Annotated in this window: 21 protein-coding genes; 9 read left to right on the top strand and 12 right to left on the bottom strand. The window is 40.5% G+C overall.

All coding sequences use genetic code 11. The features are described from left to right. The first annotated feature begins 6 nt into the window (after positions 1-6). Positions 7-6,189: a pectinesterase family protein gene (locus tag PVK79_RS10380; RefSeq protein WP_257326636.1), complete on the top strand. Its 6,183-nt coding sequence runs from the start codon at positions 7-9 to the stop codon at positions 6,187-6,189. 609 nt (positions 6,190-6,798) lie between these two features. Here the strand turns inward: PVK79_RS10380 and PVK79_RS10375 are convergent. From PVK79_RS10375 to PVK79_RS10350, 6 genes are all read right to left on the bottom strand, one after another. Next, positions 6,799-7,818 (bottom strand): LacI family DNA-binding transcriptional regulator, encoded by a 1,020-nt coding sequence (locus PVK79_RS10375; protein WP_145239108.1) that lies wholly within the window; start codon positions 7,816-7,818, stop codon positions 6,799-6,801. A gap of 190 nt (positions 7,819-8,008) precedes the next feature. Further along, positions 8,009-9,310 (bottom strand): TRAP transporter large permease, encoded by a 1,302-nt coding sequence (locus PVK79_RS10370; RefSeq protein WP_165742666.1) that lies wholly within the window; start codon positions 9,308-9,310, stop codon positions 8,009-8,011. Continuing rightward, the gene (locus PVK79_RS10365; protein WP_182735177.1) at positions 9,310-9,798 is read right to left on the bottom strand and encodes a TRAP transporter small permease; all 489 of its coding nucleotides are present in this window, start codon (positions 9,796-9,798) and stop codon (positions 9,310-9,312) included. The genes PVK79_RS10370 and PVK79_RS10365 overlap by 1 nt, the downstream gene beginning before the upstream one ends. Before the next feature lie 9 nt (positions 9,799-9,807). Next, entirely contained in the window at positions 9,808-10,785 is a 978-nt protein-coding gene (locus PVK79_RS10360) for a TRAP transporter substrate-binding protein (RefSeq protein ID WP_257326635.1), read from the bottom strand. 41 nt (positions 10,786-10,826) lie between these two features. Next, positions 10,827-11,669: a 5-dehydro-4-deoxy-D-glucuronate isomerase gene (gene kduI / locus PVK79_RS10355; RefSeq protein WP_145239116.1), complete on the bottom strand. Its 843-nt coding sequence runs from the start codon at positions 11,667-11,669 to the stop codon at positions 10,827-10,829. A 23-nt stretch (positions 11,670-11,692) separates the two neighbouring features. Continuing rightward, positions 11,693-12,457 carry an SDR family oxidoreductase gene (locus PVK79_RS10350; protein WP_182735178.1) on the bottom strand — a complete coding sequence of 255 codons (765 nt, stop codon included), beginning with the start codon at positions 12,455-12,457 and terminating at the stop codon, positions 11,693-11,695. A 185-nt stretch (positions 12,458-12,642) separates the two neighbouring features. Between PVK79_RS10350 and PVK79_RS10345 the strand changes: the two genes are divergently transcribed. Genes PVK79_RS10345 through PVK79_RS10335 form a run of 3 tightly spaced genes read left to right on the top strand, consistent with a single transcriptional unit; the run spans position 12,643 to position 16,546 of the window. After that, the gene (locus PVK79_RS10345; RefSeq protein ID WP_182779028.1) at positions 12,643-14,100 is read left to right on the top strand and encodes a tagaturonate reductase; all 1,458 of its coding nucleotides are present in this window, start codon (positions 12,643-12,645) and stop codon (positions 14,098-14,100) included. A 1-nt stretch (position 14,101) separates the two neighbouring features. Further along, positions 14,102-15,589 carry a UxaA family hydrolase gene (locus tag PVK79_RS10340; RefSeq protein WP_145239125.1) on the top strand — a complete coding sequence of 496 codons (1,488 nt, stop codon included), beginning with the start codon at positions 14,102-14,104 and terminating at the stop codon, positions 15,587-15,589. Further along, a complete protein-coding gene (locus PVK79_RS10335) occupies positions 15,590-16,546 on the top strand; it encodes a sugar kinase (RefSeq protein WP_182731228.1) in 957 nt (318 codons plus the stop codon). It begins immediately after the preceding gene. Between the two features lie 240 nt (positions 16,547-16,786). Here the strand turns inward: PVK79_RS10335 and PVK79_RS10330 are convergent, their stop codons facing one another. Next, on the bottom strand, positions 16,787-17,539 hold the full coding sequence (locus PVK79_RS10330) for a siderophore-interacting protein (protein ID WP_257326632.1): 753 nt from the start codon (positions 17,537-17,539) through the stop codon (positions 16,787-16,789). 110 nt (positions 17,540-17,649) lie between these two features. Here PVK79_RS10330 and PVK79_RS10325 point away from each other — a divergent pair, with 110 nt between their 5' ends. The 3 genes from PVK79_RS10325 to PVK79_RS10315 all read left to right on the top strand — a co-directional run bounded on the left by PVK79_RS10325 (position 17,650) and on the right by PVK79_RS10315 (position 19,815). After that, positions 17,650-18,069 (top strand): MarR family winged helix-turn-helix transcriptional regulator, encoded by a 420-nt coding sequence (locus PVK79_RS10325; RefSeq protein ID WP_145239134.1) that lies wholly within the window; start codon positions 17,650-17,652, stop codon positions 18,067-18,069. Between the two features lie 82 nt (positions 18,070-18,151). Beyond that, the gene (locus PVK79_RS10320; RefSeq protein ID WP_145239137.1) at positions 18,152-18,565 is read left to right on the top strand and encodes a LexA family protein; all 414 of its coding nucleotides are present in this window, start codon (positions 18,152-18,154) and stop codon (positions 18,563-18,565) included. Beyond that, positions 18,553-19,815, top strand: a complete 1,263-nt coding sequence (locus PVK79_RS10315; protein ID WP_257326630.1) for a Y-family DNA polymerase — start codon at positions 18,553-18,555, stop codon at positions 19,813-19,815. The genes PVK79_RS10320 and PVK79_RS10315 overlap by 13 nt, the downstream gene beginning before the upstream one ends. Before the next feature lie 22 nt (positions 19,816-19,837). Here PVK79_RS10315 and PVK79_RS10310 read toward each other — a convergent pair whose 3' ends face one another. From PVK79_RS10310 to PVK79_RS10290, 5 genes are all read right to left on the bottom strand, one after another. Then, entirely contained in the window at positions 19,838-20,302 is a 465-nt protein-coding gene (locus tag PVK79_RS10310; protein WP_182735182.1) for a hypothetical protein, read from the bottom strand. A gap of 106 nt (positions 20,303-20,408) precedes the next feature. Further along, positions 20,409-20,927 carry a DUF4240 domain-containing protein gene (locus tag PVK79_RS10305; RefSeq protein WP_257326629.1) on the bottom strand — a complete coding sequence of 173 codons (519 nt, stop codon included), beginning with the start codon at positions 20,925-20,927 and terminating at the stop codon, positions 20,409-20,411. Next, a complete protein-coding gene (locus PVK79_RS10300; protein ID WP_145239148.1) occupies positions 20,924-21,118 on the bottom strand; it encodes a YwbE family protein in 195 nt (64 codons plus the stop codon). Before PVK79_RS10300 ends, PVK79_RS10305 begins: the two co-directional genes overlap by 4 nt. 180 nt (positions 21,119-21,298) lie before the next feature. Beyond that, on the bottom strand, positions 21,299-21,580 hold the full coding sequence (locus PVK79_RS10295) for a hypothetical protein (protein ID WP_145239153.1): 282 nt from the start codon (positions 21,578-21,580) through the stop codon (positions 21,299-21,301). Continuing rightward, positions 21,573-21,818, bottom strand: coding sequence for a hypothetical protein (locus PVK79_RS10290; RefSeq protein WP_182759776.1), 246 nt, complete (start codon positions 21,816-21,818; stop codon positions 21,573-21,575). Before PVK79_RS10290 ends, PVK79_RS10295 begins: the two co-directional genes overlap by 8 nt. Positions 21,819-21,920: 102 nt before the next feature. On the opposite strand from PVK79_RS10290, the gene PVK79_RS10285 reads away from it, so the two are divergent. Both PVK79_RS10285 and PVK79_RS10280 read left to right on the top strand, forming a co-directional pair. Further along, positions 21,921-22,727: an ion transporter gene (locus PVK79_RS10285; RefSeq protein ID WP_182731243.1), complete on the top strand. Its 807-nt coding sequence runs from the start codon at positions 21,921-21,923 to the stop codon at positions 22,725-22,727. Between the two features lie 191 nt (positions 22,728-22,918). Further along, positions 22,919-25,183 carry a GGDEF domain-containing phosphodiesterase gene (locus tag PVK79_RS10280; protein WP_257326628.1) on the top strand — a complete coding sequence of 755 codons (2,265 nt, stop codon included), beginning with the start codon at positions 22,919-22,921 and terminating at the stop codon, positions 25,181-25,183. Positions 25,184-25,200 lie beyond the last annotated feature (17 nt).

Here is a 25,200-nt window from a genome sequence, read left to right as displayed (position 1 = left end):
GGATGCATGAATAATACAATAAAAATACCATCATGTTTGCTGATCACCGCGATTTTAGCAGGCTGCGGTGAAGAAAGTTCTATTAATATAAAAGAAGCCCCGTTACCCGCTATCCAAGGGGTGTTTGTTGACAGCCCTGTTGCTGGTTTAACTTATAATAGCCCATCGGTTACTAATGGCGTAACCACAGCTGAAGGACAGTTTGATTACTTTAGGGGGGAAGCCGTCGTGTTTTCCATTGGTGAGCTTACCTTCCCCACGGTTGCCGCAGCAAATGTGCTTACCCCACTTGCTTTATTTTCAACAGATACCGTGTTTCACCCCGCTGTTATAAATAGCTTACGTTTATTGCAGTCACTCGATGTTGATGGCGATCCAAGTAATGGCATCACCATTAGCGCGCAAGCTGCGCAGGCAGCGCAGATGACGCTTAGTGAAGGACAAACAGTTACTGATTATTTTAGTAGCGACGAGTTTGAGGCGAACGTAAATGCATGGCTCGCTGATGCAGGCTCGGCTAACACAGCGTTAGTGCCTACTGATCAGGCCATTGTGCACTTTGTTGATTTTATTTTTAAGCAATACAACAGCACCCAACCTTTAGCATTTAATACTGCCGATTTTAGCGGAACATTGTATAACCCGTTAGTACAAGGCAGTGAGGCAAGTATTGCACAGTTGATATTCACGCCCGTTGATGAAGCAAACCTTAGTGGAACATTCAGCCAAGTAGTGGATGGTAACAAAACAGTAACAGGCAATTATTCGTTTTTATTCGGTAACCGTGTACTTGTACTGACCTCAGTTGAGGGCGAGTCTGCTACCACTGAGTATATAATCTCTCGTTCGCATAATACGGTTAATAACACCTACAGTGTTTGTGCCACCAGCGATGCAAGCGCACTGGCAACACTGGTGCTTACTTGTGATAGTAATGATGATGCTAAAAACAATATTTTAGTGTTCTCCGAACAACAAGCTCAAGAAGAGTTAGTTAAACTCAATGATTTAGCACAGCAAGCTGGTTTAGCCTTAATTGAAGAGTTTGATACTGACACTGAAACATTTTTCTCATCGAGCTATAAAAGCTTATCGGATGAGCAAGGCAGCGGCCCGTTATATTTTAAAAGTGGCGGTAGTGCAAAAATTGACGATGTAGCAGGCCACCTAATTCTAGAAGGCGACCGTATTACAATCGGTAATACTCTGCCCGGCAAAGAATCAACAGCGACTGATAGCTCAGGTGTGGGGATTTATAATTTAAGCGAAGGGTTTACCATTAGCTTTGATGTTATTTCTCATAATAGTGCCGGTGGATTATCGCTGTATGTTGATAATAATACTGCCAGTCAAAGTAATTCAGTGCATGGTGGTGCTTCAAAGTTTTATGGTAAAGATATAAACGAAACCAACACCCCTGCAGGTAAAAAGTTCTCTTATACGTACATTCCAGGTGAAGATGTAAATACCGGCCCAGATCTAACTAATATCGATGCCCGTGGTATTTTAAATCCTGAGATTAAAAATTCATATTTCCAAATACGCACTGATTCAGCGGCAATGATTGTCATTGATAACTTAACCATTGAAACAGTTGCTACAGATGTGCCAGATGTTGAACCGCCAGTTGAGCCACCTGTTGAACCACCTGTTGAACCACCTGTTCAAGGTGAGATCCCAACAATAGAATTACCAATTATCACTGACTTTACCGCACTTACTGCGGATATTTTCTCTGTTGATCATCAAAAAGTTATTGATGCTAACGGCGATGAAATCCCCATGTTTAGCAAAACAGGCGGCTCAGTCACTGTGATTGATACTGGATTAGAACTCAATGGAGGACGTTTCACATTAGGTAACACCACACCAGGTATTGAAACAGCAGCAACGGATACCACCACCAGTGGAGCACTGGATTTGTCTCGTCCTTATCAAGTGGTGATGGATATTGTCAGTGTAAGTGACCCTGAAGGTGATAATAAATTCCAAATTTATGTGGATAACAACTCATCAAGCAGTTCTAAATCAATCCATGGTAATGACTCACGTTTTTATAATGAATTGATCAACTCGCTTACCCCTGGTCAAACTTTAACAGTACCCGGAAAGCTTGCGACTAAAAATTCATTTTTACAGTTACGTACCGAAACAGGCGGCACTGTGGTTATCAATAACCTCAGAGTTGAGTATGTTAAAGATCCATCTGTATTTAGCTGCACGGATGCACCTGAACTGTATTTTTGTGATGACTTTGCCAATGGTGATTTAAATAATTGGCAAATTTTAGCCAAGCCAGATAACACAGAAGCCCCAATGGGTGAGTTTGATGTACTCGACATTATGGGTAATAACATGATGCGATACACCGCAGGCGGTGCTGGTGGCGAGCTAATTTTAGCCACTGAAGAAGCTATGGCAAACGTACCTGCGACAGGTAACTACTTTGTTGAAGCGAAAATTCGCCCACGTCAGAACTCTACCACGGCCAATAAGCAGATCTTTCTGATGGCACGCTATTTAAATGCCGGTAATTGGTACGCCGGTGGCTTAAATGTGCAAAACTCATCAAGCAGTACGCAAGTGGAAGTTGCCGTTAGTAGCGAAGGATCAATTTCGCGTCCGGTGCAAACAAAATCACCAATCTTACTCGGTGAAAAAGGCGCTACAGAAGATGGCGTTTGGTACACCACTCGCTTTGAAATGATTGATGACCAACTTACCGTGTACTTAGATGGTGAGAAAATGGGCTCTGCGACTGATACCAGCTATACAGCGCGTGGCTTAATTGGTGTGTTTACGAATAATCGTTCGTTTGAAATTGATGATGTAAAAGTGGGCGACCCTAGCATCAAGCCAATTCAGTTAACCCTTGATTACAAAGAGCCTAATTGGGACACAAGTACCAGTATGGATCCATTGTTGATCAACGTTACAGCAATTAAAAACGACGGTATCACAGCCGACACCTACACGGTCACTTCAAGCAATGAAGCAGTGGTGAGCGTTACAATCGATGCAAATACGATCACCCTTACACCGATTGCTGCAGGCGATGCAACGATCACATTTGTATCGGATTCAGACCCAAGTATTACCCGTACTATTAAAGTCTCTGTTGCAGAAGGCTTTGTTATGCCAACTGCTGACTATGGTGATTTAACAGCTAAAGTAATGCCAGCGATTGCTAGCGATAACCAATTTGTTGATACCCAATTATCGCTTACTTTTGATAACGCCCCTACCTTTGGTAGTTTAGGTGAAGTTCGTATTTATAAGCAAAACGACAACACCCTAGTTGATACCCTCAAAGTGGGTAAAAATGTCGATGTGATAGGCTACACCGGCCAGGATAAAGTCCGCTCTGTGTACTACTACCCGCTCACAATTGAAGGCAATACCTTAACCATTAAACCGCATAATAATGTGCTTGAATATGGCCATACTTATCGTGTTGTCATTGGTGATGATGTGGTATTAGGCGCACAACTCAACGGTACTGATTTTATTGGCCTCGGTGATAATAGCCAATGGACGTTCACCACTAAAGTGACAACGCCGGCAAGCAATCAACTATTGGTTGATGATGACGGTGTAGCTGACTTTAGAACCGTGCAAGGTGCACTTAACTTTGCAATGGCAAATCTTGCTAAAGATGAGCAAACTATCATTTCAGTCAAAGATGGGATCTACAACGAACTGCTGTTCTTACGTAATAAAAATAACGTAACAATACAAGGGCAAAGCCAAGACAATACCATTATTCAGTACGAAAACTACGAAACACTCAATGGTGGCTCAGGTGGCAGTGCGCCTATAGGTTCTGGCACACCGGGCGGCGGTCGTGGTGTATTCTTAGTTGAAGGTGCGGATATGTTAGTGATCAACAACCTAACATTGAAAAACACCCACTTGCGTAACAATGTTGATTCAAACCAAGCTGAAACTATTTACTTTAATAGTAATGGTCGTTTAGTGGCTAATAATGCCAGCTTTATTAGCGAACAAGATACCCTATTACTTAAAGGTTACACATGGTTTTACAATAGCTTAGTTGCAGGTAATGTTGACTTTATTTGGGGCTACCCGGTCACTGCATTATTTGAAGACAGTGAAATTCGCACCATTGGTGACTCCAAAGATGGAGATCCAACTAAAGACTCATCAGGTGGTTATGTGTTACAAGCCCGCGTACCTGTGCAAACAGATCCTGGCTTTATCTTCTTAAATAACCGCTTTACTCATGGCCCAGGACCAATTGGCAATGATGTGTTAGATAATTCAACCTATATTGCACGCAGTGGTGGCAGTGACACATATTTTGATAATGTTACTCTTATCAATAATAAATTTGATACTCACATTGCAACCTCAGGTTGGGCTGTGCAAGGAGTTAACAGTCAACCTGCACCAAATCCAGAAATTGCAACGGCTACCAGTGGCTGGCGCGAGTATGGCAGCATGGATTTAGCAGGTAATACCCTTGATTTAAGTGCCCGTGTTGGCGGTTACATTATGCAAGACAGCGACGTAGTTAACTTACTTGAGCGTAACGCTATTTTTGCAAGCTTTAATGATGGCCAAGGTTGGACACCTGAACCACTAGCTATCCCAATCTTGCCAGATGAGCCAATTGCAATAACACCGGTGAATAATAGTCTGGGTTTTGCTGGTTATAATTTTAACCTAACCGGTGGCGAAGGTGGAACAGTAGTGACCGTTGATAATGGCACAGCGCTTAAATCGGCTTTAGCACAAGCAAAATCATCAGGTGTTCCAGTGACTATTTATGTCGATGGTGTCATTACTGATGCAAACAGTGGCGGCGATAATTCTTCTATCGAAATTAAAGATATGGATAATATCTCAATCATTGGTGTGGCAGATCGTGGTGAGCTAAGTGGTATCGGCATTGCTATTCGTCGTGCTAATAACATCATTATCCAAAACTTAAAAATCCATGAAGTACTTACCGGCGGTAAAGATGGTATTTCGATTGAAGGTGATGAAAATAAACCTACCGCGAATATCTGGATTGATCATAACGAACTATATTCATCGTTAAATGTTGATCAAGATTATTATGATGGTTTAATCGATTCTAAATCGGGTGCTGAAAACATTACCATTTCATATAACTATATTCACGATAGCTGGAAAACGTCACTCCATGGTCACAGTGATGATGACTCGAGCAGCAACAAGAATCGTCATATTACCTTTCACCATAACCGCTTTGAAAACATCATATCGCGTGTTCCGTTGTTTAGATTTGGTCAAGGTCATCTCTTCAACAACTATTATAACAATATCACCTCTAGCGCGATTAACTCACGAATGGGCGCAGAGCTACATATTGAGAATAACTACTTTGAGCATACTAAAAATCCTGTGGTCTCTTTTTACTCAAAAGTAATTGGTTATTGGAATACCTCGGGTAACTACCTAGGTGAAGGTGTTACTTGGGGTGATGTGGCTGACGGCGATGTGGCTGCAGAGGTTACTGCTACTGGTATGACACCCACCAGCTCATACCAAGCACCTTATGAGTATAAGTTAACACCAGTAATGGATGTTAAAGCGCATGTTATTGCCCATGCCGGTATTGGTAAAACGGATCAAAGCGATTTAGACATCCCTGACATTGCAGCGCCAAGTGAGCCACCTGTGCAAGAGCCGCTTGGGTTACCCTTTACTGAAAATTTTGCTGCAGCGAATACGGACGAGTTTTTTAGTAATAGTTATCGTGACTTATCGGGCTTAGCTGGATCTGGTACGCCGCTGTTCCATCGTGTAACAGGCGCTATTGATGTATCAGCAGGCCAATTAACCATGACAGGGGCACGCATTAGTATAGCGAATACTACCCCTGCGGTTAGTACAACCTCAGCAGATGCAAGCACCACGGGGTTACTTGATTTAAGTAACAGTTATCAAGTGAGCTTTCAAGTCGCGGCTGTAGCAGGCAATACCGCAAAAAGCTTCCAAATATATGTAGATAACAACACCTCTGGTAGCGCTAATTCAATCCACGGTGGTTCATCGAAGTTCTACTCAGTACAGCTTCAAGACTTAGTCCCAGGTCAAACGTACACCGTCGATGGATTGGTAGCCACAGCTACCTCATTCATCACTCTCAGAACGGAAAGTGAAGCAACTATCACATTGGATGAAATAACCATCCAATAGTTGTAATGAGAGCAGCCAAGCGCTGCTTTCACACAATTTGATAGTTACCAATACCCTTGCCCCGCACAGCAAGGGTATTCTTTTATCCATATCATTCCTTTCTCTTTGCGCAACAAAATCTTCAAGTTAATAATTCACAAAGAGATTAACAGGCGCTGCGGTTAAAGAGCGAGGGCATGAAGTTAACGTTATTAAATTGAGTTAGTAATTTTTCAAGTACGACTGCATAGATGCAGGAGGTAGAGCAATGCAGGAGCAATTGCCAAGAACACCCTATCAAAATTCCTGCCTTGTTATCACTGTATTTATCTGTCGCTATAAATGGTCAGTAACTTAATACGATTGATATCAGCCGGGGCTTACAGCGCTCAAAATGTTCCAGATATTAAAAACGGGCGCTATGCATTTTATCCTTTAGGCAGCATATCGGCCGTTTCGTTTAACACCGATATTTCATGCTATTTTATCAAAGGTGCTCCTCAGATTTAATTAACTCATGAATTAAATCAAAAAAGTATTATTGGATTACGGATAGAAGTAAGCGCCCTACTGTCAGTAAGGCGCTTTGAATGTCTGTAACAAAAATATTATGAGGGGGGTTAATCGGTACTATTTAGCGCATCTGTTGGTAGATTCACGCTTCACTAAGTAAGGAGTGACTACGTCATCTAATTTAATTTTTTCACTTTGTGTCGATTGGCTTTTATTGATGAGTTTTTGTACCGCTAAACATGCCATGTTTTGTACAGGTCTTCGAATAGTCGTTAGCGATGGAATGATCCGTGAAGCCAAAATATTATCATCAAAACCTGCTACTGATAGCTGTTCTGGTACTTTGATATTTAAATTACTGGCAACCCGTAATACCCCCGCCGCCATTTCGTCGTTGTTAGCAACAATGGCCGTTGGTCTTGGTTCAGTGCTTAACAACGTCATAGCGCATTCTATACCACTTTCGTAACTATTTTTGCCTTCAATAATACGATTTCCAGGCAGTTGCACATTACATTGTTGCAGTTCAGCTAAAAAGCCGGCTAAGCGTTCAATTGAAGAACGATAAACCTGCGGTCCAGAAATAAAACCAATGTCTTTATGGCCAAGTTCAACCAAGTAGCTGGCCATTTCTTTCATTGCTGCGCGTTCGTCTGAGACCACAATGTTATCAGCATCATCTAAATCTACCGATGCTAAGCGCACATAAGGACAACCTGCTTCACGAATTGCTGCAGCTAACTCTTTGTTTTCAGATACTGGCGGTAAAATAATCACGCCATCAAGTTTAGAGCGAGAGATAAATGACAGGCAATCGTCAATAAATTCAGCACTTTTAGAGTAACTAGGATGAACAACCAATTCATAGCCAAGTTCAGAGCAGACGCTTAATGCACCTCGTTGCACCTGATCAATATACAATGCATCGGGGTTATCATAAATTAAACCTAATAAGTAAGAACGACTTGATGCCAGCCCCCGTGCTTGTTTGTCAGGAGAAAAACCAACTTCGCTGATAATTTTAAGCACTCGCTCCCGCGTCGCCTCACCCACAGCGGGAGAACGGTTGATCACACGTGAAACTGTGCGCTTTGAAACACCGCACAGCTTAGCTACATCATTAATCGTTACTGACATAAAAGTTCCTATTTAGGATGATTGCAAAGTTTAACACTAACCGTAGATCCATAGAAGTAGTTAGTCAGCTCTTGTTATACATTGACTACTTTGATTTAAAAGAAAAATGGAGCTGTAGAGCTCCATCACAGATTTGTTTGATTAAGTTAACCTAAACGCTGACAAATAAATTATCCTAAGTTCAGGTTAGTTACTCGATTAAACCAAATAAACGCGGTAACGTTTCACTGATTGCCGGTACATATGTGACCAACATCAAGACTAAAAACATCACAGCATACAGCGGCATCATTGGCTTAATTATTTTATGTAACGATGTTTTCGCCACCGCACAACTGACAAACAGCACACTCCCAACTGGCGGAGACACCAAGCCAATTGATAAGTTTAATACAATCATAATACCAAATTGAATCGGCGACATACCAAATTGCTCAGCTACCGGTAAAAAGATCGGTGTAAAAATCAATACCGCAGGTGTCATATCAATAAACGCGCCAACCAAAATTAAAATCAGATTGATCAACAACAAGATTAAAATCGGATTATCACTGAGTGTTAAAAAGAACTCACTGACCAGCTGTGGAATATGTGTGTATGACAATAACCACGACATGCCCGATGACGCGGCAATGATCAGCATTACAATAGCCGTTGTTTCACAAGCTTTTAGTAATATAGCGGGCATTTCAGCTATATTGATTTCTTTGTAGATAAATACCGACAGTACTAAAGCATAAATAACGGCAATAGCGCCTGCTTCAGTTGCGGTAAATACACCGCCAATAATGCCGCCAATAACAATAAAAATAAGCAATAAGCTTGGCAAAGCTGCGAGTATTTTTTTCATCACAATGTTAAATGGCAGTCTTGCTGTTACAGGGTAATTGTTGCGAATAGAGTAAATAGCGCAAACAATCATCAACGCCAGCCCCACTAAAATTCCCGGTAAGTAGCCGGCAATAAATAATGCCGCAATCGACACCCCACCACTGGCGATGGCATAGATAATTAAAATATTACTCGGTGGTATTAACATGCCCGTAGTGGCTGCACTTGCGGTAACCGCCGCAGCAAAACTGGCACTGTAACCATGTTTTTTCATTTCTGGCACCATAAAACTACCAATCGCCGATGTGGCTGCAACGGCAGATCCTGATATTGCACCAAATAACATGCACGACATTACATTTACTAGTGCCAAGCCGCCGGGTAAAAAGCCTATCATCGCCATAGCACATTCAATCAGCCGTTTAGCAATGCCGCCTTGACCCATTATCAATCCAGACAAGATAAAAAATGGGATTGCCAATAATGCGAAACTATCAATGCCACCGGCCATTTGCTGGGCTATGGTCGTGGTGGCAGGCGTAAAATCAATGTGCATTAATAGCGCTGCTAATGTTGATAGCGCAATACACAAAGAAATAGGTACATTAATAAACAATAAAGCAAAAAAGCAAATAATTAAAACGATGGCTGTTAAGTCCATTACGCTTCCTCCGTGAATGTTTGCTGTGCATAATTGATCAGGTTTTCAATGCAATTAATCACAATCAACACCCCGCTTAGCGGTAAAACGACATACACATAACCCATGTTGATCTCAAGCGCCGCTGAGGTTTGCTTTAATTCAAAGCTCAACATCATCAATTGGCTGCCACCATAAACTAAAATACTTAATGCTGTGATCAGCACGCAGATTTCGATTAAAAATGAACACTTATACCTAAGTGACGGGATCATTTTTTGATAAAACAGATCAAGTCCTAAATGTGCTTTAGTGCGATACGCGTAAGATGCGCCCAATACCCCAATCCAAATCAGTATAAAACGCGCTAACTCTTCGGTGTATGAGCTCGGTGCACGTAAAATAAACCGTGAAAAAACTTGCCAACAAACAACGGTTACTATCGCTATCATGGCCAAAATAAGTAATCGCTCTATGATGCGATTTAAGTGTGTGTTTAGATGTCGCATTGTGTGCTCCTACATGCTTTTTATTTTTTTAATGTGATCTGCAACCGCTGTATTAGCGAACGAAGCATGAAAATCAGCCACTTTATCTTGAAACGCTTGTTTGTCTGGGTAAGTCACTTGTACGCCTTCTGCAATAACTGCTTTAAGCGCCTCATCAGATGCGTTTTGCCACAGTGAACGTTGGTACTCAACAGAGTCGGCCATCGCTTGGGTTAACCACTGTTGTTGTTCGTTGTTAAGTGAGTTCCAAACTTCTAAGCTTGCTAAAATTACATCTGGAACAAAGGTATGTTCGTCCAGCGAATAATATTTAGCGATTTCGTAATGACGAGATAAGTAATAACTTGGCGGATTATTCTCTGCGCCATCAACTACACCTTGTTGCAGTGCGGCATATAATTCGCCCCATGCAATCGGTGCTGCTGCGCCGCCTAAAGCTTGCACTGTTGCAACTGCTGTAGGGCTATTTAACACGCGAATTTTTTTACCTATTAAATCATCTGGGGTATTAATCGCGCCATTAGTGGTGTAAAAGCTGCGGCTGCCTGCATCGTAATAGCCCAAACCTTTAAGCCTTGCAGTGCTTACTTTATTAAGTAGCTCGGTGCCTAAGTCACTTTTAAGTACACGCCAAAAATGTTCACTATCGCGAAACAAATACGGAATGCCAAACACTTTCATCTCAGGTACAAAGCCTTCCAGCGGGCTTGCCGATACTTTAGTGATTGATAAGCTACCTATTTGCAATAGTTCAATGAGTTCACGTTCAGACCCCAACTGACCACCTGGATAGATAACAATTTCCATTGTGCCATTTGAATAAAATGCCAAACGTTCAGCCATATATTCCATTGCTTGATGCACCACATGGCGCGTGTCTAATGTATGTGCCAAAGTTAATCGCACTGTTTTTTTGTCATCAGTGCAACTAGTTAGCAAAAATAACGACAAAACTAGCATTATCTTTATGAGAAGATTTCTATTCATTATTATTTCTTCTTATCGCTATATGATCATTAAAGAGCTGATTATCTCAGCTCGCTTGGTTGATATTTATCCATATCATCATAATCGAGGTTTTCACCAGCCATGCCCCAAATAAAACTGTAGTTTTGTGTGCCAGCACCTGAGTGAATTGACCATGGTGGCGATACCACTGCTTGCTCGTTATGTACCCAAATATGGCGAGTTTCAGTCGGCTCGCCCATAAAGTGACACACCGCTTGCTGCTCTGGCACTTCAAAATAAAAATACACTTCGTTGCGACGATCATGCTGATGAGCTGGCATGGTATTCCAGACGCTGCCTGGTTTTAATTCCGTTAGCCCCATTTGTAGTTGGCATGTTTGTACTACGGTATTGATCAGCATCTGATTAATATCGCGCTCATTGGAGGTTTCAAGCGCACCTAAATGCAATACATTGGCATCATTACGTGTCACTAACTTATTTGGATACTTGTGGTGAGCTGGTGCAGAATTAAGATAAAATTTTGCCGGATTGCCACTGTCATGACTAGTAAACAGCACCTCATTGGTATCTTTACCTAAATACAAGGCATCTTTATAGCCAAGCTGAAAATCTTCTCCATCAGCAGTCACCGTGCCGCTGCCGCCAACATTGATCACACCAAGCTCTCTACCCGTTAAAAAGTTTGCTGCTTTTAAGTTGTCTACCGTTTCTAACCTAAGCGGTGCGCTGGTTGGCACCGCACTGCCCACCATAAAACGCTCGTAGTGAGTGTATAACCAATAAATGGTGTTCTCTTGCATGAGTTTGTCGACCAAAAACTCATCTCTTAACTGTTGGGTGTCATAGCCTTTAACTTCATTTGGACCAACGGCATAACGTGACTCTATTTGTGTGCTCATAACATGCTACCTAAAATTAAAAATTATCGTGCTAACCAGCCACCATCAACCGCGAGAATATGGCCATTGACATAGTCACTGGCTGTTGATGATAAAAATATGGCTGAACCAATTAAGTCTTCTGCTTCACCCCAACGCCCCGCAGGGATACGCTTTTCAATTTCACTATTACGGGCGGCATCATCTTGTAATGCTTGGGTGTTATCGGTTCTAAAATAACCTGGCGCAATAGCATTAACCTGAATATTGTGTTGCGCCCATTCGTTTGCCAGCGCTTTGGTAAGACCCGCTACCGCATGTTTGCTCGCGGTATATGCTGGGACTGTCATACCGCCGCTGTATGACAGCATTGAGGCAATATTAATTATTTTGCCAAACCCTTGTTTGATCATGTTTGGCGCAACCGCTTGGGCCAATAAAAAACTGGCATCAAGGTTTACTTTCATAACATTCTGCCATTGCTCATACGGGTAATCCACCGCAGGGCTGCGAAATATAGTGCCGCCAACATTGACCAAAATATCAATCCCGCCATGTTCAGTTAACGCTTTGTTTGCTAATGCGTTAACTGAGTCTGCATTACTTAAATCAGCAGCATAATCAAAAGCTACACCGCTACGGTCTTTGATCATCTTACACGTTGCTTGGCAGCCATGCTCTTTACTACTACTGCAAATAACCTTTGCACCAGCAGCTGCTAAACCCAGTGCAATTTGTTGACCCAGTCCGCGGCTTGCACCGGTGACGAGTGCTGTTTTTGAAGTTAGATCAAACAAGGTGGCTGTCATTTAAAATTCCTGTATAAAGTATTTATTACGTAATTACTAACTCAATGTAAATTGAATTAACTAAACTTGTTAACACCCATTCTTCGCTACCGGTGGCAGTTTGTCAAATATTATTTGCCACCGGTGGCAAATGTGGCTAAGATGTAAAAATCAATCAGCCCATATAACGTTTATAGGTTCATATTATGCAAGCACTGAATAGAAAAAACTTTAATAAAAACAAATACCCAACAAAAATAATGCAATACGGTGAGGGGAATTTCTTGCGTGCCTTTATCGATTGGCAAATTGATAAACTCAACGAAACGAGTGATCTAAACGCCGGCGTTGCGGTGATCCGCCCTATTGATTATGACGCAATTCCTTTACTTAATGTTCAAGACGGTTTGTATACCACTATTATTCGTGGCTTAAACGAGCAAGGTGAAACAGTTGCCGATCACCGTATTATTAGTTCAATCAATGAAGAAATTCCTGTCTATAAAGATTTTCCGCGTTATATGGCATTAGCTGAGAATCCGGATCTGAAAATTATTTTTTCAAATACCACTGAAGCTGGTATTGAATATATTGATACTGATAAACTCGATAACGCACCCGCTAAAGCATTCCCAGCTAAATTAACGCAGTGGCTGTTCCATCGCTTTAATCACTTTAATGGCTCAGCTGACAGCGGCATGGTGATCATCCCTTGTGAGTTAATTGACTACAACGGCGAAAAACTCAAAGAAATAGTATTTCAATACTGCCAACTTTGGCAATTACCTGAGGCGTTTTCAACCTGGTTGAATGAAGCTAACCACTTTTGCTCAAGCTTAGTTGACCGTATTGTTACAGGCTTCCCCCGTGATGAGCATCAACAACTACAAGAATCGTTAGGTTATTTAGATAACTTTATGGTAACCGCTGAGTACTTTCACTTGTTTGTTATTCAAGGACCGCAGCATCTAGCAGAATTACTATGCTTACAAAACAGCGACCTAAATATAAAAATTGTTGATGATATTTCACCTTACAAACAACAAAAAGTCGGTATTTTAAATGGTGCTCATACGGCTTTAGTGCCACTAGCTTACATGGCGAACATTGATTCTGTGGGCGATGCGCTGGCCGATCCTTTGTTTGAAAAATACCTAACACAATTAATCTTTGCTGAAATTATTCCCACTCTTGATTTACCTGAAGATGAATTAAAGCGCTTTGCCAATGATGTACTGAACCGCTTTAGAAATCCGTATATTTGCCATTTATTACTGGCTATTTCACTCAACAGTATGACTAAATTTAAGACCCGTATTTTGCCGCAGTTGCACACCTATGTGAAAACAAATAACGCCGTACCGAATATGATGGCATTGGCTATTGCAGGGCAAATTTTGATGTATAAAGGCCTACGTAATGAGCAGCAAATTGAATTGAGCGATGCACCACAATGGCTAGAACTATTTAATACCCTGTGGCATGACTTTGATAACAACACCCTATCCTTAAACACGCTTGTTGAACAAGTACTAGGGGCACAATGGCATTGGGAAAGTGATTTAAATGAACTTCCTGAATTAACTGCCACCGTTACATCTCACCTACGTAATATGCTCACTGAAGGTGTAGCTACTACGCTTACTAACCAGTTAGGCCAATAATATGAAACCATTAATTAAACTACACCCAACTGATGATGTTGCCATTGCAATGCGTAATATCACCGCTGGTGAAATATTGCCCGTTGATGGCGAAGAGATCTTAGTCAATGAGAACATTGATAAAGGCCATAAAGTGGCGCTGCGTGATATTAATAAACAAGAGAATGTTATTAAATACGGTGCCCCCATTGGCTTTGCCCTAGAGAATATTCAAAAAGGCGGTTGGGTGCATACCCATTGCGTTAAAACCACCCTCAATGATGAACTGGATTATCAGTATATTCCTGAGTTTATTGAGCAAAGTGAAGCGACCCCTTCGCCTGAAGTAAATATTTATCGTAGACAAAACGGTGAAATTGGCATTCGTAATGAAATCTGGCTGATCCCTACGGTAGGCTGTGTTAATGGCATGATCAACCAAATGATCAAAGAGTTTAAACTGCGTCATCCACAATTAGAAATTGATGGCATTTATGCGTTTCCTCACCAGTTTGGCTGCTCTCAGCTGGGCGATGATTTAGACACAACACGGATACTGCTACAAAACATGGCACTGCATCCAAATGCTGGTGGCGCTTTAGTCGTTGGCTTAGGCTGTGAAAATAATCAATTACCGGCATTTCGTGATGGCTTAGGGGATTACGATGAAGGCCGAATTAAGTTTTTGATCACCCAACAAGCGGATGACGAAATTGAAGAAGGCGTTGCGCTACTTGAACAAATTTATGCCCAAGTAAAACAAGATAAACGTCAACCGGGTACTTTATCTGAAGTAAAGTTTGGCCTTGAATGTGGTGGCAGCGATGGTTTGTCTGGTATCACGGCGAATCCGATGCTGGGTTATTTTTCAGATTATTTAATTGCTCAAGGTGGCACAACGGTATTAACCGAAGTACCTGAAATGTTTGGCGCTGAAACTTTATTAATGTCGCGCTGTAAAGACGAGGAAACCTTTAACAAGCTCGTTAACATGGTTAATAACTTTAAAGGTTATTACAAAGCTCATAATCAACCTATTTATGAAAATCCGTCGCCAGGTAATAAAAAAGGCGGGATCACTACCTTAGAAGATAAATCATTAGGGTGTACGCAAAAAGCCGGCACCAGTAAAGTACAAGCGGTTTTACACTATGGTGAACGCCTGCAAATACCTGGATTAAATCTATTAGATGCACCAGGTAACGACCCTATTGCCACCAGCGCACTTGGTGCTGCAGGTTGTCATATGGTGTTATTTACCACTGGCCGCGGTACGCCTTATGGTGGATTTGTGCCAACGTTAAAAATTGCTACTAATTCAGAACTTGCCAATAAGAAAAAACGCTGGATAGATTTTGACGCTGGCGTTTTAATTAACGATGTCTCAATGGAGCAAGTCCACGGGGAGTTTGTTGAACTGCTAGTCAACATCGTAAACGGCCAACCAACTTGCAATGAAATAAACGACATTCGTGAAGTCGCTATTTGGAAAAAAGGAGTGACGTTATAAATGACACCTAAGTCCATCGCAATTATTGGCGAATGTATGGTTGAGCTTAGCGGCCAACCATTTACTGCTATGCAACAAAATTATGGCGGCGACAGCATGAATACCGCCATTTACTTAAAAAAACTCGCAGGCAATGAAGTAAACGTCAATTACGTCAGTGCCATGGGCACTGATCCACTAAGTCGTGCACTGATTGAAAAATGGCAAGCTCACCATATTAATACTGACAATGTGCTGCTCAGTCATAACAAACAACCGGGTTTGTATATGATTCAAAACGATGTGTCAGGGGAGCGTACTTTTCAGTATTGGCGTAGCGACTCAGCCGCTAAATATTTATTGCAACATACTGATTTTAAAAAAGTACTAACCAGCCTTGCCGAAGTTGATGCTATTTATTTATCGGGGATCTCGCTGGCAATTTTAGCAGAGCAAGATTGCCATACTTTACTCAGCCATTTAGCGTTACTAAAACAGCAAGGGATAAAAATTATTTATGATAGCAACTATCGCCCTGCATTATGGTCAAGCAAAATGCACTGCCACCTTGCCAATAATAAAGCATACGCACTAGCCGATTTAGCATTAGTGACCTTTGACGATGAAGCACAATTATGGGGAGATAGTAATGTTGCGCAATGTACCGAGCGTTTGCACCAACAAGGCGCTCACGAGGTCGTTGTAAAACTCGGCGCAGATGGCTGCCAATACAGTAAAAAACACCTTGATAATTCAATTTCAGTCGAGCTGTTTAATACTGTCGCTGTAGAAAAAGTGATCGACACTACCGCCGCAGGTGACTCATTTAACGCCGGCTTTTTAGCCCAGTGGTTAACAGAGCAACCTATAAAACAATGTGCACAAGCGGGTAATTTACTGGCCGCCCAAGTGATCCAAAAGCGTGGAGCAATTGTCGAGATAGACATTGCTACAATCAAACACACAATAAAGGCTTAGCTATTTTTTCTTGCTCTACATCAAAAACTACTAATACAGTGAGCGCTTTATTTAGCCCGCTAGAATGGTTAAATACTTAAATCGATTAGTTAAGACTCTTTAACGTCTCGACACCGAACCTGAGTGCATACCTAAGTTTACTTATTCTAAAGTAAGTGCTGTGAGACGCTTATTTTGTTTAAGTAAACTTCCTCTCATGGGTATGCACTCTAATTCCCTTACTTGCTGCTAATAATGTGATTAAACCGTTAGCTTGCCATCTGCATCAACACCTTGCTTCCAATACGCTGAGCAGACAATCTTCTCACGCGGTATTGCATATTTATCAATCGCTAAATCTTTAATGGTGCGCACAATAGCAGCTTCTAGCGCCATGAAAATCAATGGTTTTTGCGTATATTGATTCAATAGCACTGAAGCCTGATCAACCACATCTATTTGCGGCTGCATTGTAATTAACCAATTTATAGTGTGTTTGCTGTGTGCTTTGATTGTATCGAGCTCGATAACATCCTGCGCGTCAGCAACATGAATGATCACATCAACATCAGCTGTTGCAGGTAGTTGCTGTAAATACCCGTTAATAGCATTAACTGAGGTTAAATCAGCAATCATCAAATACTGCGACTGACTAAAATCATCAAGCTTTTTAGGGCCAGGGCCTGCAATTGCGAGTTTATCACCAGGCTTTGCTTGTTTAGCCCAATCAGTTGCGATACCACGATGCTGATTGACGACAAAATCAAGCGTAATTGTATGGTTAATAGTATCTATAGCTCTGATTGTATATGAGCGCTTAGGTGCAGGTTCAGCTGCTTTGAGGTCAGTTTCAACCTCATCTTGTCCAGCATGTGGTAATAGTACTTTTACGTACGCACCTTGTTGATCCGCAGGAAAATCATGAAACTCATCTGAGCCAACAACCAGACGCTTTAAATGCGGGGCTATCGCTGTTGTGCTTATTACGGTTGCACGACGTACTTTTCTACTCATTTTGATCTCCTCAGAAGGTTTATTTACGTGTTTAATTGCACAACGCCCCATTGGTTGATAAAATCAACTATAGCAATTTAATTGACTTTGTCAACCATTATGGATTTATTATGAACTCTTCATTGGCCAATACATTATTTGCTTTAATGCAAAATTATCGCGTTACCATACGCGAAGCTATTAATGCAGGTGAGCTTGGGTTAAACGCAATGCATGTGCGTTGCCTACATATTATTGCAGCGACAACTCACTGCACTGCTAACGATATTGTGAATCAAACCCAGCGCGATAAAGCGCAAATTGCACGCTTAGTTAAAGAACTAATTACATTAAAGCTGATTGACAAAGATGCCAGTGAGCACGATAAGCGTTGCTTTATCTTATCGTTTACCTCTGAAGGTCATGCTCTTTATGACAAACTATTAAACGCCGAACAGCATGTTAATGAGCAAATGTGCAAAAACTTAAACTCTCAACAAATCAATGACTTTTTAGATACTGCTCAAAAAATGATTAAAAATATGCAGTGATCGCAACTTCATTACTTGGCATAAGTTAACTAAAACACATATACTGTACACTTATACAGTATATGTGTTTGGTTAATTATTTATGTTTGTTATTCCTATTTATATCGAAGCGGGCGTATGCGGGTTTGAATCACCTGCCGCTCAGTATAAAGAACTTGGTTTATCACTGGATCAGCTATTGATCAAACACCCCGATGCGACGTTTATTGGTGTGGCATCCGGCTGCTCAATGCAAGAGGTCGGTATTTTTGACGGCGATTTATTATTGGTTGATCGCGCCGAAGAAGCTAAAAATGGTGATGTCATTGTAGCTAACTTAAATGGTTTATTTGTTTGTAAATTATTAGATAAAACTAATGCACGGCTACTCTCTGCATCGGACTTATATCCCCCAGTGCAACTGACTGATAGTGATGAATTTCAATTAGAAGGTGTGGTTACTCGTTCGATTCGATTACATCGCTCTAGTGCTGAGCTGCGCCAATGTATTGCTTAGTGGATGCAGTGGCGTTTTACGCCAGCGCTGAAAAAGTATTTGATCCAGCGATCCGCTCAAAACCTGTTGTAGTATTAACCAATAACGATGGCTGCATTTGTGCGATATGTCCTATCGCGCGGCGCTTAAATATCCCTAAGTTTCAGCCCTACTTTAAAGTTAAACATTTACTGGCCAAACATAAGGTGGTTATTCGCTCATCTAATTATGAGTTGTACGCGGATCTAAGCGATAAAATGATGAATGTGATCAGCCGTTTTTGCGACACCCAACATGTATATTCGATTGATGAAGCATTTTTGCAGTTTAACGGCTTTACCCCACTCATTAATGACTGGCATCAGTATGGCCAGTTAATTCGTCGCACAGTTTGGCGCGAAACAAAACTCCCTGTTGGAGTTGGCTTTGGCCCTACACCAACCCTTGCTAAAGCAGCTAATCATGCTGCTAAAAAGCTCAACGGTTTTAATGGGATTGCAGTGATTGATAGCGAACAAGCACGACAACATATTTTAGCCGCGATGGATGTAGCTGATGTATGGGGCGTTGGCAAACGTTTAGCTAAAAAACTCAAACTACTTAACATTAACAGCGCGCTTGATTTAGCCAAACAAACACCAAAACGTATGAAACGTTTATTTAGCGTAGTGCTTGAGCGTACAGTTAATGAGCTAAATGGCATTGTGTGTTTAAATTGGGATGATGTACGCCAAGATAAGCGTGAAATTTTTTCGACCCGTAGTTTTGGTGAACGTTTAACTGATCCGGTTGCATTAAAAACAGCGTTGATCAATCACAGTATTATTGTCGCTCGCAAACTACGTCAGCAACGCTCCTTAACTAAACGCCTGTTACTATTTGTAGCAAGCTCGCCCCATGAGTCACATTACTATAAAAAATCATTAGTGTATGAGTTACCCGTATCTAGCGCAGATAGCCGTGTATTTGCTAAAGCAATTAGCGAAATATTTACGCAGCTATATCAACACAACGTCCGTTTTTATAAATGTGGTGTGGGTGCACTCGAGCTTAGTTCACAACAGTTTCAACAACCCGACCTATTTGCTCCTAGCCAAGACAACATAAAACTAATGGAGTGTTTAGATTCAATTAATAAGCGATACGGCTACGACACGCTAACTCTGGCAAGTCAGCAACTAAGCCAAGCATGGCATATGAAGCGTGCATTTTTATCGCCTCAGTACACAACGCGTTGGCAGCATTTACCGAAAATAAGTTGTGATTTATAAAAAACTCACATTATCGTTAAATTTAAAGTTGTAGTTCAAACTGACAACGAACATTACTTCTCTCTACACTGTACGCAAGCGTTGTAGGCGAAATAAAACGCAGCGTTTGGCTAGTGTCTAAATTATCTGTCTCGTTTTCACAGCGAGTATGGCGTAGTGACATGGTAATGCTTTGCGTGGTGTATTTATACTTAGTAGTGACCAAACAAAAGTTAGCGACTTTATTCGTTTGTGTGCCATGGTGTAAGTTATTAAAAATAATTTCATCACCGAGCTTAAAGCCAAGATCAGGCTCATTTGCATCAAGCCATGTTAACTGTCCACCAGCACACATTTTAGCCTCACCTGATACCAATTGATAACTACCAACCTTAGTATTGAATAAACTAATAAACTGACTCTTATTACTTGGCAGCTCAGTTTTAGCACTGACAACTGTACTTAAAAAAACCGACACTAAACACAGTAATACTTTACGATAGCGCATTAAATACCTGACATTTATTGATTTATATACTCAGCATAGCATAGCTACGGTGATTAAAATAAAAACCAGCCAGTATACTGAGTCATGGTTGGTTTTTAATATTATGTTACTGCCAATATTTAGCAAATAGTTGCGGATATGCCAACTTTAAAAATTTAGGCTTATCTTTAAAGCGCTTACCTTTGGGTTGATCAAGGCCTGAAGGAGCAAAGGGTAATTCGTCTTCATTACGCTGTTCATATAATAAACCAGCGATCAAGTCATACTCATCTAAGTAAGGATAAGGCTGCTCGTTTAAATGATAAACAGGAGTGCAATCAGCCAAAGAATCAGCATTTTCAAGCGCAGCATTAAAAGCTGCTTCACCACGAGAAATTAACCAACAACGAAATTCTGAGAAACCGTATTCATCATTGCAACCGGCCATTACAAACGCAGCACCGAATAGCTCCCAAGTATAACTTTGGCGCATACAAATGCTAAATTGCTTATCAAATTCAATGAGCTGTGCATCGCTTAAATCTGTAAGTAAACCTTTTAAACGTTCACTGACTGATTCTGGCTCTGCGGTTCTATCTGCAACGGTAACTAATTGCCAGAATTCGCTTAAAGTAAGTACACTCATGACAAAATCTCTTTCACTCGCCCTACTTGACCATCCTCTAAGCGCACTTTAATACCATGCGGATGATTGGGTGATTTAGTCAAAAGGCGCTCAACAACACCTTGCGTTAATGTGCCGCTACGCTGATCTTGTTTTAAAACGATATTAACTTCGGTGCCAGGGGTGATTTGTGAACGAGTAGGAACTGCCATAATGGATCTCTTTTACTATTTTGTTGGATTATAGCTGTATGTCATCTTGATACCAAACTAAAGCACCGTAATCGTTGTGTTTTCACGCTCTGATAGTTAACCTGAGCTTTGCTTGTGCAATAAACAATCAGTCTGGATTTTGATTATTGATTACATTAGACACATCGATTTTCCTTAAATTTAATCAGCTAAAAACAGAACCTCTTGAGGGGTTAAGTTAATAACAGCCAGCTCTGTTACTATAATACTTTCGACTAACGCTAGCTGTTGCTTTTGTTTTGCCTGCTCAAGTGCAAGCGCATCAATAAAATAACATCTGACTTTAAGTGATGTAGCTGGTTTTTTTAAATCTATATGATGAGTTAACCAACTAAAGTCTGTTAGATGATCTTTGATCTGCTCGCATGCGCCAGTTAAAGTAGCGCGCAATAATTTATCGAGCTGCTTTTGCGTTTTAGTCATTTTTAGTGGTGTGCTCTTGGCTTAAGTCGTTCTCTGGGACTATATCTTGCTGCTGTTTAAATTCTTTGTAACCGTCTTCTTGGCGCTTTATACATTGATGGTATTCTTTATCTGCCATATGACTACATTCGCCTAAGCGAGCAGCTTGAACTTCGTGATAGCGGGCATCAGTACTACAAGCGGTTAAAAACAGAACCACGAAGGCACTTACAACCCATTTTAGCCTATTGAAAAGCATTAAAAATTCCTTACATTTTAAACTGGAAAAGTAATTCATCCGTGACGATTTTGCTGTATATTGCAAACGTTTTATATCTATAACCGTTAAGGGCTAATTATGATGTTGTCGCAGTTACAAGAGCTGTTCCAGCGTATCGATAAAAGTAAACTATTTCAATCATTTGTTATCGCCGTTATTGTCGTATCAGCGCTCACTGTTGGTGCACACACTTATTCGTTACACCCCACTGTTGAATTTGCTTTACATTGGATGGACGTTGGCATCACGGTGTTTTTCTTAATAGAACTAATTATCCGCTATGTTGCAAGTAAAGGCTTAAAAGCCTTTTTTAGCAAAGGCTGGAATATTTTTGACTTTATAATCGTTATTGGCAGTTTATACCCAGCTGCAGGTTCGACCATTTTTATAGCCCGTTTATTACGAATATTCCGTGTACTACGTTTAGTCTCTATGGTGCCAGAACTGCGTTTGTTGGTTAATTCATTATTAAAAGCCATACCGCAAATGGGCTACATTGCACTATTAATGTTTGTTATTTTCTATATTTATGCCGCAACTGGTAGCATGTTATTTTCTGATATAAACCCAGTCCTATGGGGAGACGTATCAATTTCAATGTTAACTCTGTTCAGAATAGCAACCTTTGAAGATTGGACCGACGTCATGTACGAAACCATGGCTGTCTATAAGTTGAGTTGGATTTACTACCTTACCTTTATATTCTTAACCGCTTTCGTATTTTTAAACATGATGGTAGGCGCTATTTTAGAAGTTATGTCAGAGGAGCATCGCAATGCCCGCGAAGAGCAAGCCGATGTAGATTCATTGCCCGCAACCCAAGGGCAAATAAATGAGTTAAAAGCGCAAATAGCAGAACTAAAAACACTATTAAAACCCAAAAGCTAAGTATTGATAAACTAGCACCTAAGGATATAAAGGCTTAGGTGCTACCGCCATTATAATTAAGCTGCTCTGTAGTTTCCTCCCTCCTAAACCAAGCATTTATTCTTAGTAAAGGATTTAAAAACTAATAAATTATTGCTTTTAGCTATTTATCAATGGTCTAATAAAAAAATGATAAATCTACACCAACTATAATGCATTACTTAAGTCGCTACTTTTTACTATCAGATCACGTTAATTCAAACGTTCTAGTACCTAACTGGCGTATCAGTGCACTACGCATTATTTTAACCGCTGGTGTAATTTTATGTTTCTCAGTATTTTGCCATACTTTAAACGCCGCAATTGAGTTCAACTTAATATATATTATTGTGCTTGCTGCAAGCTTTTCTGTGACAATGGCCACCTTACTAATTGCTAGCCGTAAATACTTTACTTTATGTGCACATGCCCTGCTATTAAGTATTGTTGCCGCAACAATCTCAATGAATGTATTTTTAACAGACATCAACCTTGCAAAGGTAGGCTCTATGTATATGTATGCATGCCCTATTATTGCATTGATGCTGTTAGGTGTGAGGACCGCGCTAGGTTATGCAATTTTAAATATCGTGCCTTTTTACTTTATAATAAACAACGTTGATATTTCATCTCTGACTTCTATAAATACACAACTACCAAATTCAGACTGGTATATATCAGGGCTATTATTTTTATTCTTTAATATCTGTATTCCGCTCGCAGTTGCGCGAACCATTGTTGCTGCAAAACGCTTAAATCAAACCATGGCAGAATCAAATAGTCATCTAGCAGCAAAAAAAGAGCTTTATAGAACGTTTTTTACTGAATCAAGTATTGCAAAAATAATTATCGATAGTGATAACACCGTTATAGATTTTAACAGCCAAGCGAAAACGTTATTTGGTTTCAAAGCAACAGTTAAAAACAGCACCGTTAAACTCGATAAATTATTACCTAATCTAGTAATTGTAGCTAACCAACATAAGGACCAAGTATTTAAATATAAAAACACCTATAAAACTGTACATTGCCAGCAAGTTACTAACTCTAATTACTGTGTGCTGCGCTTTGATGACTGCACTGAACAACATCAAATAAAACAAAACTTATTAGCAATGGAGCAAGAAAACAAACGTTTACGTTACAGCGATGGTCAAACACACCTCCCCAATAGAGAATGGTTTGAGCTTCAGTGTGAAAGATTTGTAGCAAAGTACCAAGGCGATTTCTATATTGTGGTCACCCAGAGTGCGAATAATGAATATTTAAATCTCAAATACAGTAAAGCAGATGCAAAAGCACACTTAGTATCTGCTTATAAGCGCTTAAAAGACTCTAATGAAGCCCTCGTTCTGTGCGCTCATGTAGGTAATAATAAATTAGCATTTGTAATAACTACAAGCACTACTAACGAAATAGAACATAAGCTCTTAAACGAGATTAAACATGTGGTTGATGAACCTTATATAATCCGGGGCGAAAAATACCAACAGTCATTTTTATTTGGTTTTTCCAACTTTCCAAGACAAGGAAAAAGCAGTGCTAATGTATTAAACAATGCAATTGAGGCATTAAAACTTGCTGATAATCATCGCCCTATTAATGGTTATGATGAAAAACGCTCACAAGAATTTTTAGAAAAACACGAAATATCAATGTTATTGGACGAAGCACTTCATAACGGCGAGTTAGAGTTACACTATCAACCTAAAGTAACACATGACGGCAAGTGCATTGGACTTGAAGCATTGGCACGCTGGAACAGTCAAACTCTTGGTGTTGTATCACCCGCGGTGTTTATTCCGATCGCAGAGGAATACCGTATGATCAGTCGGCTAACAGATTTAATAATTCAAAAGGTATGTGCTCAAATTGCAACTTGGAGCAAAGATGAAATCCCACTAGTGCCTGTTGCAATAAATATATCATTGCTTGATTTTGGCCAAAGCGATTTCATGTCAAAATTAGTAAAATACTTAGCGGACTTTAATGTCAAACCAAGTCAAATTGAATTAGAACTGACCGAAACATCATTAGAAGCGAACCAAGAATATTCATTGACGTTGATGCAAAACCTACAATCATGGGGATTCACAATTTCCGTAGATGACTTTGGCGTAGGCTATTCAAATATTGCGCGCTTAGCCGAATATCCTATAAATAAGCTAAAACTTGATCGCTCGCTAATAAGCCAAGTTACAAGCTCAACAAGGCAGAAGAGCTTAGTAAAAGCAATTCACGTCATGTGTGATGAACTTGGAATAAAATGCGTATCTGAGGGAGTTGAAACACAACAACAAGTCGAAATTATGGCAAATATGGGGTGTAAAGAATTTCAAGGCTTTTATTTCTCAAAACCATTATCTGCCTCCCACTATAACGAGCACATAAAACAACAAGGTTTGAATTTCAACCCCAAAAAAATACCAGAAAATTAATGCAGCACATAGAATAA

Source organism: Pseudoalteromonas rhizosphaerae (assembly GCF_028885455.1).
In the GTDB taxonomy this organism is placed as follows: Bacteria; Pseudomonadota; Gammaproteobacteria; order Enterobacterales; family Alteromonadaceae; genus Pseudoalteromonas; species Pseudoalteromonas rhizosphaerae.
The sequence above is the reverse complement of the archived record's forward strand: the minus strand, read 5'-3'. Positions and strand labels throughout refer to the sequence as shown.